This window comes from Brevibacillus sp. FSL K6-2834, assembly GCF_038592925.1.
In the GTDB taxonomy this organism is placed as follows: domain Bacteria; phylum Bacillota; class Bacilli; order Brevibacillales; family Brevibacillaceae; genus Brevibacillus; species Brevibacillus borstelensis.
Genome location: NZ_CP151945.1, coordinates 4,990,513 through 5,003,856, shown reverse-complemented (window position 1 = coordinate 5,003,856; position 13,344 = coordinate 4,990,513). Strand labels below are relative to the sequence as shown.

General features: G+C 55.3%; 12 protein-coding genes. 11 read left to right on the top strand and 1 reads right to left on the bottom strand.

The window, feature by feature from the left end:
- Window positions 1–113 precede the first annotated feature (113 nt).
- From NST96_RS24305 to eno, 11 genes are all read left to right on the top strand, one after another.
- Entirely contained in the window at window positions 114–1,124 is a 1,011-nt protein-coding gene (locus NST96_RS24305; protein ID WP_003392552.1) for an iron ABC transporter permease, read from the top strand.
- A complete protein-coding gene (locus NST96_RS24300) occupies window positions 1,117–2,157 on the top strand; it encodes an iron ABC transporter permease (RefSeq protein ID WP_003392554.1) in 1,041 nt (346 codons plus the stop codon). Before NST96_RS24305 ends, NST96_RS24300 begins: the two co-directional genes overlap by 8 nt.
- A 162-nt stretch (window positions 2,158–2,319) precedes the next feature.
- On the top strand, window positions 2,320–3,696 hold the full coding sequence (gene rpoN / locus NST96_RS24295; RefSeq protein WP_031933208.1) for an RNA polymerase factor sigma-54: 1,377 nt from the start codon (window positions 2,320–2,322) through the stop codon (window positions 3,694–3,696).
- Between the two features lie 8 nt (window positions 3,697–3,704).
- Complete coding sequence (locus NST96_RS24290) at window positions 3,705–3,992, top strand: glutaredoxin family protein (protein ID WP_003392559.1); 288 nt, start codon at window positions 3,705–3,707, stop codon at window positions 3,990–3,992.
- A 274-nt stretch (window positions 3,993–4,266) separates the two neighbouring features.
- Window positions 4,267–5,292 (top strand): sugar-binding domain-containing protein, encoded by a 1,026-nt coding sequence (locus NST96_RS24285; RefSeq protein ID WP_003392561.1) that lies wholly within the window; start codon window positions 4,267–4,269, stop codon window positions 5,290–5,292.
- A 19-nt stretch (window positions 5,293–5,311) separates the two neighbouring features.
- Entirely contained in the window at window positions 5,312–6,673 is a 1,362-nt protein-coding gene (locus tag NST96_RS24280) for a Na+/H+ antiporter NhaC family protein (protein ID WP_122958725.1), read from the top strand.
- Between the two features lie 19 nt (window positions 6,674–6,692).
- Window positions 6,693–7,697 carry a type I glyceraldehyde-3-phosphate dehydrogenase gene (gap, locus tag NST96_RS24275; RefSeq protein WP_003392565.1) on the top strand — a complete coding sequence of 335 codons (1,005 nt, stop codon included), beginning with the start codon at window positions 6,693–6,695 and terminating at the stop codon, window positions 7,695–7,697.
- A gap of 104 nt (window positions 7,698–7,801) precedes the next feature.
- Window positions 7,802–8,986: a phosphoglycerate kinase gene (locus NST96_RS24270; RefSeq protein ID WP_172920298.1), complete on the top strand. Its 1,185-nt coding sequence runs from the start codon at window positions 7,802–7,804 to the stop codon at window positions 8,984–8,986.
- A 14-nt stretch (window positions 8,987–9,000) separates the two neighbouring features.
- Entirely contained in the window at window positions 9,001–9,753 is a 753-nt protein-coding gene (gene tpiA, locus NST96_RS24265) for a triose-phosphate isomerase (protein ID WP_024984609.1), read from the top strand.
- 12 nt (window positions 9,754–9,765) lie between these two features.
- Window positions 9,766–11,307 carry a 2,3-bisphosphoglycerate-independent phosphoglycerate mutase gene (gene gpmI, locus NST96_RS24260; protein ID WP_122958727.1) on the top strand — a complete coding sequence of 514 codons (1,542 nt, stop codon included), beginning with the start codon at window positions 9,766–9,768 and terminating at the stop codon, window positions 11,305–11,307.
- 123 nt (window positions 11,308–11,430) lie between these two features.
- Window positions 11,431–12,717, top strand: a complete 1,287-nt coding sequence (eno, locus tag NST96_RS24255; protein WP_342404905.1) for a phosphopyruvate hydratase — start codon at window positions 11,431–11,433, stop codon at window positions 12,715–12,717.
- Between the two features lie 415 nt (window positions 12,718–13,132).
- On the opposite strand, the gene NST96_RS24250 is transcribed toward eno, so the two are convergent.
- Window positions 13,133–13,339, bottom strand: a complete 207-nt coding sequence (locus NST96_RS24250) for a DUF4083 family protein (RefSeq protein WP_172920300.1) — start codon at window positions 13,337–13,339, stop codon at window positions 13,133–13,135.
- Between the last annotated feature and the right edge of the window lie 5 nt (window positions 13,340–13,344).

The following is a 13,344-nucleotide window of genomic DNA, read 5'->3' as shown; positions in this document are numbered from 1 at the left end:
TTTGGAAAATAGGTGTCAACAGTTTTTTGATAATAATTATCATTTTCATTGACTAGAAGGTGAAAGGGATACTAAAATGTTACCAATGCAATTGGGGAAAGTAGGGAATACGTGTGCCATTTCTCTTGTCCAGCCGAATCCAAAAATCTGTCGTACTGGTCGCAGCCGTTGCGGTGCTGATCGTGGCCGTCGTTGCGAGTATCTTGCTCGGCCTGCAAAATTTCCGTTTTTCGACGGCGGTGGAGGCCTATGTCAGTTTCAATGGAAGCAATGAGCATTTGATCATCAAAAATGCGCGAGTGCCCCGGGCGATCGTCGCCGCATTTGTCGGGGGGAGTCTGGCGGTAGCGGGGGCTCTTTTGCAGGCACTCACCCGCAATCCGCTTGCCTCCCCCTCTATATTTGGAATCAACTCCGGTGCAGCTTTCATGATCGTGTTGTCCCTGTTTCTCTTCGGTCCCGTGTTTTCGTTTACCGAGCTGATGTGGGTTGGCTTTATCGGAGCAAGCTTGACGGCTGTCATGGTCTACATGCTTGGATCAGCCGGACGGGGAGGGATGTCGCCGGTAAAAGTGACCCTTTCCGGCGCGGCAGTCGCTGCGTTTGCCTCGTCCCTGACATCGCTGCTCATGCTCATAGACAACATGGCGCTTGAAGAAGCCCTTAACTGGTTGATTGGATCTGTGTCGGGACGCGATTTGCGCCACGCCCTGCTGATCGTTCCCTATCTGGTATGCGGGTGGATCATTGCCTGGATGCTGGCAGGGTCCTTAAACCTGATGTCTTTGGGGGATGATGTGGCCAAAAGCCTGGGGCAAAAAATTGTCTGGGTCAAGGCAGGTATCGTGCTGGTAGTGGTTCTTCTCGCAGGAGGCGCAGTGGCTCTTGCCGGTCCGATCGGCTTTGTCGGTATCATCATCCCGCACATTTGCCGGTATCTGATCGGCTATGATTATCGTTGGATCATTCCGTACAGTATCGTATTTGGGGCCATCTTTCTGGTGGCAGCCGATCTTATATCCCGCTTTTTGCTAATGCCCAAGGAAGTGCCTGTCGGGGTGGCAACGGCTGTGATCGGAGTTCCGTTCATCATTGCCATCGTAAGGAGGAAGGCCCATGAATAGATATACCGTTGTTCGCAGCCACAAGCCTTCGTATTCGTTCCAGATAGACAAGCGGAACATCGGTATCGTGCTGCTGCTGAGCATCCTGCTGGCAGCGGTCGCCATCATTAGCATCGGCTTGGGCAGCATTCGCATCCCGGTCTCGGAAGTGTTGAGATCATTAGTAGGAGCGGCAGACAGTACGCATCAAATGATCGTCATAAACTTGCGAATGCCGAGAATAGTCGTTTCTCTCCTGGTCGGGGCGGCTTTGGCCGTATCGGGTGCCATCTTGCAAGCGCTGATCCGCAATCCGCTGGCCTCGCCGGATTTGACCGGGACAACTACTGGCGCAACAGCTGCGGCCGTGGCCTTTATCGCTTTTTCTGACGGAAAGTTCAGTATCCAGTGGCTGCCCTTGGTGGCCTTGGCAGGAGGTTTTTTCGCTTCCACCCTTACATACCTGGCCGCATGGAAACGAGGGGTCTCTCCTTATCGGTTTGCTTTGATCGGGGTGTCCGTATCTACGGCGATGTCAGCATTGACTGTCTTTTTCATGGTCGCGGGTCCGCTGTACCTGGCTTCCCAGGCGCTTGGGTGGCTGTCCGGCACGGTGTACGGCACTTCATGGGACCATGTCCTTGCCGTTTTTCCGTGGATCGCCGGATTTTTGCTGATCGCTGTCGGGCAGGCCCGCAATCTGAATGCACAAGAGCTGGGGGAGGATGTGGCGAGAGGAGTGGGCGTGCCGGTTGAGCGTAAGCGCCTGCTGCTGGTTGCCGTCAGCGTAGCATTGGCAGGATCGGCTGTGGGGATCGCAGGAGGAATCGGGTTTGTCGGCCTGATGGCTCCGCATATGGCCCGCAAGCTGGTGGGCTCGTCATATGGCACGCTGCTTCCCGTTTCGGCCTTGCTGGGCGCGTTGTTGGTACTGCTGGCAGATCTTGGAGCCCGCACACTGTTTGTTCCGCTCGATATTCCAGCCGGAGTGTTTACCGCAGCGGTGGGAGCGCCTTTTTTCATGTACCTGCTTTACAAAAGCCGGCAAGGGTAGATTTTTCAAGAAGCGATTCCGATGGTTGGAGTCGCCTTTTTTCATGGTTCTTTTCTTTATTCAGATATTGGCAGGAAAATTGCATGAAAAAGCGAATATAATGAAAAAAAGTGAAACTGCACATGTCGAAAAAAACTGGATACTGAGAGGGGGCGGACGCAGATGAACATGGGGCTGGGGCTTTATCAAGAACAGACACTCAAGCTTGTGATGACACCGGAGCTCAGACAGGCCATTACGATTTTACAATATTCGGCCGTCGATCTCGTCTCGTATTTGCAGGAGCAAGCCAATGAAAATCCCGTGTTCGAGCTGCAGGAAGCGGTGGTGGAGCTGGCACCGGCAAAAATGGAAAAGCCGCTGCCGGAAATTGACTGGAAGGAAATTGTAGGCAATCGGGCGACGGGCGAATATACGGCGGGCAAAAATGAAAGCACTTACAATCCGCTGGACTTCGTTACGCAACGGTCGGTTACGCTGTATGAACATTTGGAGCGCCAGCTCGGCTATTTCAAAAGCTTTACGCAGCCGCAGCGGAGAATCGCTCTGTTTTTGATCGGAAACCTGGACGAAAAAGGCTACCTGGAAATTACCCTGGAGGAGGCGTCCCAGCGATTGGGCGCCGATCTTGAAGAGCTGGAGGACGTCCTGACTGTTCTGCAGCATTTCGATCCTGCCGGCGTAGCCGCGAGAAGCCTGGAAGAATGTCTGCTTCTGCAGCTCAGACACATGGGGAAGGACGATGATCATGTCGTTGAGATCGTCACCTCGCACCTCCAGGACCTGGCTGACTGCCGCTACCAGCGCATCGCCGACAAGGTGGGCTGTACGGTGCAGGAGGTTCAGGCGATAGCCGATCTCCTGCGGACGCTGAATCCCCGTCCGGGCGCAGCCTTTTCCCAAGTGGAGACGCGGTATGTGATTCCGGATGTAGCCGTTGAAAAGGTGGGCGACGAATACATCGTCCTGGTCAACGATGTGGCAACTCCCAGACTTAAAATCAACAGCTTTTACGAAAAAATGCTGAGCCAGCAAAAGAGCCAGGAAGAGGCGAAGCAGTTTATCCACGAAAAGCTGAACGCCGCCATGTGGCTGGCAAAAAGTCTGGAGCAGCGCCGTCTCACCCTGATGCGGGTGACGCAGGCCATCGTCGACATGCAGCGGGATTTCTTTGACCGCGGCATTCATTATTTGAAGCCGATGACGCAAAAGGAAATCGCCGAGCGGGTAGGGCTGCACGAATCGACGATCAGCCGGGCGACGAGCAACAAGTACGTACAGACGCCGCGAGGCATTTTCGAGCTGAAATACTTTTTTACCTCGGCGCTTTCTACAGCGAACGGAGAAGCGACTTCTTCGGAAAGCGTAAAACGCAGGATCAAGGCGCTGATCGAGCAGGAAGACCGGAAGCAGCCGCTGTCCGATCAGAAGCTGGCCGAAATGCTGCTGCAGGAGGGAATTGAAATTTCCCGCCGCACAGTAGCGAAGTATCGCGAGGAGATGCTGATCCCATCCTCAGCCAAACGAAAGAGGTTCTAAGAGGTCCGATGAGTTCAAAGCCATTTCAAATCGTCCTGTACGGCCGCCCCGGATGCCATCTTTGCGACCAGGTGGAGCAACTGATCCTTCTGTTGCGGGAGGAATTTCCGCTGGAGCTGCGGCTTGTCAATATTGAGAAAGACCCCGCGCTGCATGAGCGGTACATGTTTGTCATTCCCGTAGTAGAGATTGACGGCGAGGAAGTATTTCCGTCGGTAACGCATGTGGTCACTTGGGAGGAGCTGCATGCCGAGCTGGCGAAGCGCGCGGCCAGAAAAACCGGGGAGGAAAAGTAGGTAGACCGAGGCAGAAAGCCCGGAAACCTCTGATCCTTTGTCCGCTACCTGCAAGCGGTCTGCGTGCAGTCGAGAGCCGGGCATATTATCATGTAATGTCATGTCAGATCCCTCTGCAAATCAGCGGAGGGATCTTGCATGTTATTTACATTTGTGCTACATTCGAAATGAAGCTGAAGTTTTATTTTTTTGCCCTAAGCGGGACGTAAAATGTATGTACAGGGACGAAAAATGTCCCGATTAGAAAAACCTTGGCAAAAAGGACGTACAGACAATGCGGCGATTTATCGAAATGCAACAAAAACTGCTTCCTGACCTGATCGAGGTTATGCGGGGCCGCTACATGCTGCTGCGGTCTGTTTACCACCTGCAGCCCATCGGGAGAAGGGCTCTGGCCCAAGCGATGCAAAGCACGGAGCGGATCCTCCGGGCCGAGGTTGAGCTGTTGAAGGAAACCGGACTTTTGCATGTGACAGCGGCAGGCATGAGCCTCAGCGAAGAGGGCCAGCGCATATTGGAGGAGATGGAGCCTCTGATGGGCGACCTGTTCGGGCTGACCGAGCTGGCTGAGCGTCTGCAGCATTTGCTCGGCATCCCGCACGTGATCGTAGTGCAGGGAAACGCGGACCACTCTCCCTGGGTAAAGGAAGAGCTGGGACGGGTCGGCGCCCGGATGCTGAAGCAGTACATCCGCGAAGGAGACATCGTGGCGGTGACGGGGGGAACCTCGATCGCGAGCGTTGCCCATCATCTGTCGCCGGCGCCATCCTTTCGGGGTGTGCAGTTTGTCCCGGCCCGCGGCGGTCTGGGCGAGCGCGTAGAGCTGCAGGCAAACACCCTCGCTTCCGCCATGGCAGCCAAGACAGGCAGTTCGTACCGGCTCCTCCACGTTCCTGACCGGCTTCACCCGGAAGCCCTGCAAACGCTGATGAAGGAGCCGCAGGTGCAGGATGTGCTCTCGCTTTTGCAGCATTCGCGGATTGTGATTCACGGCATCGGCGATGCGCTCGCGATGGCGAAGCGGCGGAACTACTCGGAAGCAGAGCTGGCAGAGCTGCAGGAGGCTGGCGCGGTATCGGAGGCGTTCGGCTACTACTTCAATGCCGCAGGAGAAACCGTACACCGGATGCCCACGATCGGGCTGCAGCTGGAGGATGTACAGCGGGCCGAGACGGTGCTGTCCATCGCCGGAGGAGAAAGCAAGGCAAAAGCGATTCTTTCCTTTGCCAGACAGTCGTGCCAAAATGTACTTATTACGGACGAAGGAGCAGCACTGGCGATTTTGTCCGAGCGACTGTAACGCAAAGGAAGTGCGCACGATGAAATTCCTGACGGTCCTTCCCATTGTCTCGCTGATTGTCGGCATAGCGCTCAGTTTGACATTCGGTTTTCCGCTGTTTTTGGGGATTGTTTTGGCAATCTTGGTCACACTGGTTAGTGTAAAAAGACTTGGGTATTCCTGGCGCAAGCAGTGGGAATTTGGCCGGGAAGGAATTAAACAGACGAAGCCGGTCCTGATCATCCTGTTTTTGGTCGGGCTGCTCATCCCGTTCCTGATGATGGGCGGCACCATCCCGGCGATCATTTACTACGGACTGTCTGTAGTCGACGTGCAGTACATGCTGAGTCTCTCCTTTTTACTGTCGGCCGGAACCAGCTATCTGCTGGGCACCTCGGTCGGCACCTTGAGCACGGTCGGGCTGGCGCTGATGGGCATCTCCCATACGGCCGGCATTTCTCCGGCTATGGTGGCTGGCGCTCTGATCAGCGGAGCGATGGTCGGAGAGCGGTTTTCTCCGATTTCCAGCAGCCGCCTGCTGATTCTCAGCACCATTGGCGTGCAAGAGGGAGAGGGGCGCAAAAGCAGTTGGCCTGCCTTGCTGGGGGTCGCGATCACGGCACTGATGTTTCTGGGGCTTGACCTCTTCCGGCAAGGGGCGAGCGAGACCGGGATGATCGGGCAATACCAAGGACTTCTGCGGCAATTCTTCTCCATCGGCTTGCTGCCGCTCGTGCCGCTGCTGGTGCTGGTCGGATCATTTGCCTGCCGGGTAAAGGCGATTCCGGCCCTCCTGTACGGCCTTGTCACGGCAGCGGTACTAGTCATCGCCACTGTACCGATGCAGTTCGCAGAGATGGGGCGCTCTATCCTCTATGGCTATGAGCTGCACACTGGCACAACGCTGGATCAGCTCGTGCACGGCGGAGGAATGCTCTCCATCCTGAGTGTCCTCGTGGTGATCACGCTGGCGGGCTTTCTGAACGGAATCCTGAACAAAGCAAACCTGCTGGCGCCACTCGTCGAGAAAATGATGGGGGATACGCAAAACACAGTCATCCTGGCCGGGAAGGCCGTGCTTTTGTCCCTATTGGTCATCATGATCAGCTGCAACCAGACGATTCCGATCCTGGTGATGGGCCCGACATTGCTGCCGCGGTTTAGCCGCATGGAAAAAGGAAGCGTGTTTTTAGGGAGGACGATGCTTGATGCGACGCTGGTCATGCCTGTGCTGATTCCTTGGAACGGCCTCGCGATGGTCATGTCGGTGACGCTCGGCATTCCCACTTTAGATATATTGCCTTACTTATTCTTCTCATTTGTTTTGCCTGTACTGACGATAGCAACCGCCCGAACCTTTCAGGCCCCGGGCAGTCTTCTACCACACAAAAAAGCGATGTAGAGAGCAGGAGGTATTTTTTATGGTAAAAGTAGGGATTAACGGATTTGGACGTATCGGCCGCAATGTATTCCGTGCAGCACTGAACAACCCGAACGTGGAAATCGTGGCGGTCAACGACCTGACAGACGCCGCTACGCTGGCTCACCTGTTGAAATACGATTCGGTACATGGCGTGCTTCCGGTTGAAGTCGAAGCGCATGAAAATACACTGGTCGTAGACGGCAAGGAAATCAAGGTACTGGCTGAACGCGACCCGGCTGCTCTGAAATGGGCGGACTACGGCGTAGAGATCGTCGTCGAATCTACCGGCCGTTTCACCAAGCGCGAGGACGCTGCGAAACATCTGGAGGGCGGCGCGAAAAAAGTGATCATTTCCGCACCGGCTACAAACGAAGACATCACGATTGTTATGGGTGTAAACGAAGACAAATACGATGCAGAGAAGCACACTGTCATCTCCAACGCCTCCTGCACGACCAACTGTCTGGCTCCGTTTGCCAAAGTGCTGAATGAGAAGTTCGGAATCGTTCGCGGTCTGATGACGACTGTTCACTCCTACACCAACGACCAGCAAATCCTCGACCTGCCGCACAAAGACCTGCGTCGCGCCCGTGCAGCAGCCGAAAACATCATTCCGACGTCTACAGGAGCGGCAAAGGCGGTTGCGCTGGTGCTGCCTGAGCTGAAGGGCAAGCTGAACGGCTTCGCGATGCGTGTACCGACTCCAAACGTCTCTGTCGTGGACCTGGTAGTCGAGCTGAAGCAAGACGTAACGGTAGACGAAGTAAACGGCGTACTGAAGGAAGCCGCTGAAGGACCGCTGAAAGGCATTCTCGGCTATTCCGAAAAACCGCTCGTTTCTTCCGACTACAACGGCAACCCGGATTCTTCCACAATCGATGCGCTCTCTACGATGGTGCTCGAAGGCAACATGGTGAAGGTAGTCTCCTGGTACGACAACGAGTGGGGCTATTCCAACCGCGTCGTAGACCTCTGCCATTTTGTTGCACAGCGCGGCTTGTAACACGTAAAATAGAACTGTTGTGAAAAAGGGAGAGCAGCCTCTCCCTTTTCCCATATGGGGATGTTACTATTTTCGGGAAGCCATTCTACTGGGGAGGATCGTTCATGAACAAGAAGTCTATCCGCGATACAGATCTGGCAGGAAAACGGGTCTTTTGCCGCGTCGATTTCAACGTGCCGATGCAGGACGGCGTGATTACGGATGATACACGGATTCGCGCTGCCGTGCCGACGATTCGGTTTTTGCGGGACGCAGGGGCCAAGGTGATTCTGGCCAGCCACTTCGGCCGTCCAAAGGGACAAGTAGTCGAAGAGATGAGACTGACTCCGGTCGCGCAGCATTTGTCCGGGCTTTTGGGAACAGAAGTAAAGAAGCTGAATGATTCTGTCGGTCCGGAGGTGGAAGCAGCAGTTGCAGGAATGCAAAACGGCGACGTCATCCTGTTGGAAAACGTCCGCTTCCATGCCGGCGAGGAAAAGAACGACCCAGAGTTGGCGAAAAGCTTTGCGCAGTTGGCTGACCTGTTTGTCAATGACGCTTTTGGCGCCGCTCACCGGGCTCATGCGTCCACGGCAGGCATTGCAGATTACATACCGGCCGTAGCCGGGCTTTTAATGGAAAAGGAAATCCGCTTCCTCGGCAGCGCGCTGTCCCGTCCAGAGCGGCCATTTACAGCCATCGTCGGCGGGGCGAAGGTGAAGGATAAAATCGCCGTGATTGAAAATCTGCTTACGAAAGTAGACCATTTGATCATTGGCGGGGGAATGGCGAATACGTTCCTCAAAGCGCAGGGCTACGGAATCGGCGCATCCCTTTGCGAGGATGACAAGCTGGACTTGGCTCGCACGCTGATGGAGCAAGCGAGAGAACGCGGCGTACAGCTGCTGATGCCGGTCGACGTAGTGGTCGCGGATCGGTTTGCCGCAGACGCAGACAAGCAGACCGTTTCCATCGATGCCATTCCGGAAGGCTGGATGGCGCTGGACATCGGGCCGAAAACAGTCGAGCTGTATCGCAAGGTCATCGTCGACTCCAAGACCGTCGTCTGGAACGGACCGATGGGCGTATTCGAAATGGACGCGTTTGCCAGCGGTACGATTGGCGTAGCCAAAGCAATGGAAGCATGTCAGGGCACGACGATTATCGGCGGCGGCGATTCCGTGGCAGCTGTCGAGAAAGCGGGCGTAGCCGAGCACATGACGCATATTTCTACCGGCGGCGGCGCATCCCTGGAGTTCATGGAAGGCAAAGAGCTCCCGGGCGTGGCCGTTTTGCAGGATAACGAATAGGAGGGAGATTCCTCTTGAGAACCCCGATAGTGGCAGGAAACTGGAAAATGTTTAAAACGATTGCGGAGGCGAAGCAATTCGCCGAAGCTGTAAAACAGCGGGATGCTGTAGCAGGCGTGGAGCAAGTAGTCTGCGCGCCGTTTACGGCACTGGCGGCATTGGCCGAAGCGTTGAAAGGGACAGAGGTGGCCCTTGGCGCACAAAACATGCATTTTGAGGAGCAGGGCGCATTTACGGGAGAAATCAGCCCGCTGATGCTGAAGGAAATCGGCGTCCGCTATGTGATCATTGGACACTCGGAGCGCCGCCAGTACTTTAACGAAACAGACGAGAGCGTGAACAAGAAGACGCTGGCAGCCCTGAAGCACGGCCTGCGTCCGATCGTCTGCGTCGGAGAGAGCCTGGAGGAGCGGGAAGCAGGCAAAACGGCCGAAGTCGTTCGCAAACAGACGGAAGCCGCTTTGACAGACGTTACCCCGGATCAGCTCGCAGACGTAGTCATCGCCTATGAGCCGATCTGGGCGATTGGAACGGGCAAGTCCTCGACGGCAGCGGATGCCAACGAAACCATTGCGATTATCCGCAGCGTGATTGCCGAGCGCTTCGGGCAGCAGGAAGCCGATAAAGTCCGCATTCAGTACGGCGGAAGCGTAAAGCCGGAGAACATCGGCGGCTATATGGCCGAAAAGGACATCGACGGCGCGTTGGTAGGCGGCGCAAGCTTGACGGCAGACAGCTTTTTTGCGTTGGTCAAAGGCGCCAAATAAGGAGGGAACACCATGACACAACGTCCGAAACCGGTAGCCCTGATCATTTTGGACGGATTCGCCCTGCGGGAGGAGACGTACGGAAACGCCGTGGCGCAGTCCAAAAAGCCCAATTTTGACCGCTACTGGAATCAGTACCCGCATGCAACCCTTCAGGCGAGCGGACTGGCTGTCGGCCTGCCGGAAGGGCAGATGGGCAACTCCGAGGTCGGCCACCTGAACATCGGTGCCGGACGGGTTGTTTATCAGGATCTGACCCGGATCACGAAGTCCATCCAGGAAGGCGACTTTTTTGAGAACGAAACCTTGGTGGGCGCGTTCGAGCACGCCAGGCAAAACGGCAAGCAGGTGCACTTGTTCGGACTTTTGTCCGACGGCGGTGTGCACAGCCACATCAACCACCTGTTTGCGATTTTGGAGCTGGCGAAAAAGCAGGATGTGGACCGCGTCTTCATTCACGGCTTTTTGGACGGTCGCGACGTGGCCCCGGACAGTGCGGTTCGCTACATTGAAGAGCTGCAGCAAAAGATCGAGCAAATCGGCGTAGGCCGCATTGCGACGGTGCAGGGCCGCTATTACGCGATGGATCGGGACAAGCGCTGGGAGCGGATCGAAAAGGCGTACCGCGCCATGGTGTACGGAGATGCCCCAGCCTATACCGACCCGATCAAGGCCGTAAAAGAATCGTATGAGAAGTCGATCATGGATGAATTCGTCATGCCGACGGTGATCACGGACGATCAGGGCAAGCCTGTTTCCACGATCCAGAACGGCGATTCGATCATCTTCTTCAACTTCCGTCCAGACCGCGCGATCCAGATCTCGCAGGCGTTTACCAACGAGGACTTCCGCGGATTTGACCGCGGGGAAGGTCGGCCGCGCGACCTGTACTTTGTCTGCCTGACTCATTTTTCCGAGTCGGTCGACGGGTATGTGGCCTACAAGCCGGCCAATCTGGACAATACGCTGGGCGAGGTGCTTTCCCAGAACGGCTTGAAGCAGCTTCGCATCGCCGAGACGGAAAAGTACCCGCATGTCACGTTCTTTTTCAGCGGCGGCCGCGAGCAGGAATTCCCGGGCGAGACCCGCATCCTGATCCCGTCCCCGAAGGTAGCGACGTACGATCTCCAGCCGGAGATGAGCGCACCGGAAGTCACGGAGGCGGTCGTGAAAGAGATCGAGGCGGAGAATTTTGACGCCATCATTCTCAACTTTGCCAACTGCGACATGGTTGGCCACTCGGGCAAGATGGAGCCGACGATCAAGGCGGTCGAGACGGTAGATGCCTGCCTCGGAAAAGTGGTGGACGCTATCATCGCCAAAGGCGGTGTCGCCATCATCACAGCCGATCACGGCAACGCCGATCTGATGCTCGATGAGGCGGGACGTCCGATCACCTCGCACAGCACGTACCCGGTACCTGTCATTGTCACGCGCGAAGGCCTGACGCTGCGGGAAGACGGCATTTTGGCCGATTTGTCCCCGACGATGCTCCAGCTTCTGGGTGTAGAACAGCCTCCAGAGATGACAGGCAAGCCATTGACTGTGAAATAAACTTGCCGGGAAAAATATTTTGCAAAACGAAGAGCTTGACCGAATGATGTTCAAATAGGTATGAATGTATGTGTAACGGAATTGGTTATACATGAAAAGCGATCATAAGGAGATGGATGGCAAATGGCGATGATTACCGATGTTTATGCACGCGAAATCATGGACTCTCGCGGAAATCCGACAGTAGAAGTGGAAGTGTATCTGGAAGACGGCTCGATGGGCCGTGCTGCAGTGCCATCCGGTGCTTCTACGGGTGCATACGAGGCTGTTGAGCTGCGCGATGGAGACAAATCCCGCTACCTCGGCAAAGGCGTTTTGAAAGCCGTCGAAAACGTAAACGAGATTATCGCTCCTGAGCTGATCGGCATGGATGCCATGGATCAAGTCGGCATCGACATGGCAATGATCCAGCTAGACGGAACTCCGAACAAAGCGAAGCTGGGCGCAAACGCAATCCTCGGCGTATCGATGGCTGTCGCTCGCGCGGCTGCTGAATCTCTCGGCGTTTCCCTGTACAACTATCTGGGCGGCTTCAACGCAAAGACACTGCCCGTGCCGATGATGAACATCCTCAACGGCGGCAAGCACGCGGACAACACCGTCGACATTCAGGAATTCATGGTGATGCCGGTAGGCGCTCCGTCCTTCAAGGAAGCGCTGCGCACCGGAGCAGAGATTTTCCACTCCCTGAAAAAGGTATTGAATGAAAAAGGCATGAGCACCGCTGTGGGCGACGAGGGCGGCTTCGCGCCAAACCTGAAATCCAACGAAGAAGCGATTACCACGATCCTGGAAGCGATCAAAAATGCAGGCTACGAGCCGGGCAAGGACGTCTTCCTCGCACTGGACGTGGCCGCTACCGAAATGTACAAGGACGGCAGCTACCACTTTGAAGGCGAAGGCGTCGTGAAGAGCACAGACGAAATGATCGCTTTCTACGAGGATCTGGTAAGCAAATACCCGATCATCTCCATCGAGGACGGCCTGTCCGAGGACGACTGGGATGGCTGGAAAAAGCTGACTGACCGTCTGGGCGGAAAAGTGCAGCTCGTCGGCGACGACCTGTTCGTGACCAACACCGAGCGTCTGGCGCGCGGCATCGAGTCTTCCACAGGAAACTCCATCCTGGTGAAAGTAAACCAGATCGGTACCCTGACCGAAACCTTCGACGCCATCGAAATGGCGAAACGCGCAGGCTACACAGCCGTCATCTCGCACCGTTCCGGCGAAACCGAGGATTCCACCATCTCCGATATCGCTGTGGCGACCAACGCGGGTCAAATCAAAACCGGCGCTCCGTCCCGTACCGACCGTGTGGCGAAGTACAACCAATTGCTGCGCATCGAAGACGAGCTGGGCGATACCGCTCGCTTTGGCGGCCGTGCTGCTTTTTACAACTTGAAGAAGTAAGGGCTGCGGTCCTTCAGGCAACTTGAAGAAGCAAGGGCTGCGAGCTTTGTTGCAACTCGAAAGAAGTAAGGGTTGCTTTCCTGCAGTCTTTTGAAAAGAGCTTTCTCCTTGAACAGGAGGAAGCTCTTTTTATGTGACGGGGGAGGCCCGTTATTTCTCAAAGAAGGGGGAATTGGCTTTTATCGAGACTATTGGCAACAGGCGATGGACGATTCGGAAACGAATGAACGGTTGTGCGGAGAAATAGTCAAAAGGGGTTTGGAGTATGAAGCAAATAAACTTCAGGGATGGTTGATCTCTTGAGATTTAAAAAATCGGGTGCTCCCGTATAGTGACGGCAGAAACATCGGATTTTCTTTTCGGATGCGAACATGAAAAATAATTTTACGCAGGCAGCAGCAGTCGCCAGCGGGAATCATTTGTTCTGATCGCGGTCTTCCTTGCGCTCCTGGAGTTCGATCAGCCGATCGAGCTTCTCTTCGATTTGTTTCAGCCCGTCGCTGCGCGTGCTCGAATTTTGGAGAAGCTTGCGGATAAAGGCTGTAAGGGAGATGACAAAGAGTATGAGCAGTATGACGACAACCGACATAAGAATGAGACCGGGGATGCCGATACTGTGCAAGGGTA

Excerpts from the sequence above, each read along its gene's own strand:
- NST96_RS24300 (WP_003392554.1), top strand. The coding sequence starts at position 1,117 with ATGAATAGATATACCGTTGTTCGCAGCCACAAGCCTTCGTATTCGTTC.
- rpoN (WP_031933208.1), top strand. The coding sequence starts at position 2,320 with ATGAACATGGGGCTGGGGCTTTATCAAGAACAGACACTCAAGCTTGTG.
- NST96_RS24290 (WP_003392559.1), top strand. The coding sequence starts at position 3,705 with ATGAGTTCAAAGCCATTTCAAATCGTCCTGTACGGCCGCCCCGGATGC.
- NST96_RS24285 (WP_003392561.1), top strand. The coding sequence starts at position 4,267 with ATGCGGCGATTTATCGAAATGCAACAAAAACTGCTTCCTGACCTGATC.
- NST96_RS24280 (WP_122958725.1), top strand. The coding sequence starts at position 5,312 with ATGAAATTCCTGACGGTCCTTCCCATTGTCTCGCTGATTGTCGGCATA.
- gap (WP_003392565.1), top strand. The coding sequence starts at position 6,693 with ATGGTAAAAGTAGGGATTAACGGATTTGGACGTATCGGCCGCAATGTA.
- NST96_RS24270 (WP_172920298.1), top strand. The coding sequence starts at position 7,802 with ATGAACAAGAAGTCTATCCGCGATACAGATCTGGCAGGAAAACGGGTC.
- gpmI (WP_122958727.1), top strand. The coding sequence starts at position 9,766 with ATGACACAACGTCCGAAACCGGTAGCCCTGATCATTTTGGACGGATTC.
- eno (WP_342404905.1), top strand. The coding sequence starts at position 11,431 with ATGGCGATGATTACCGATGTTTATGCACGCGAAATCATGGACTCTCGC.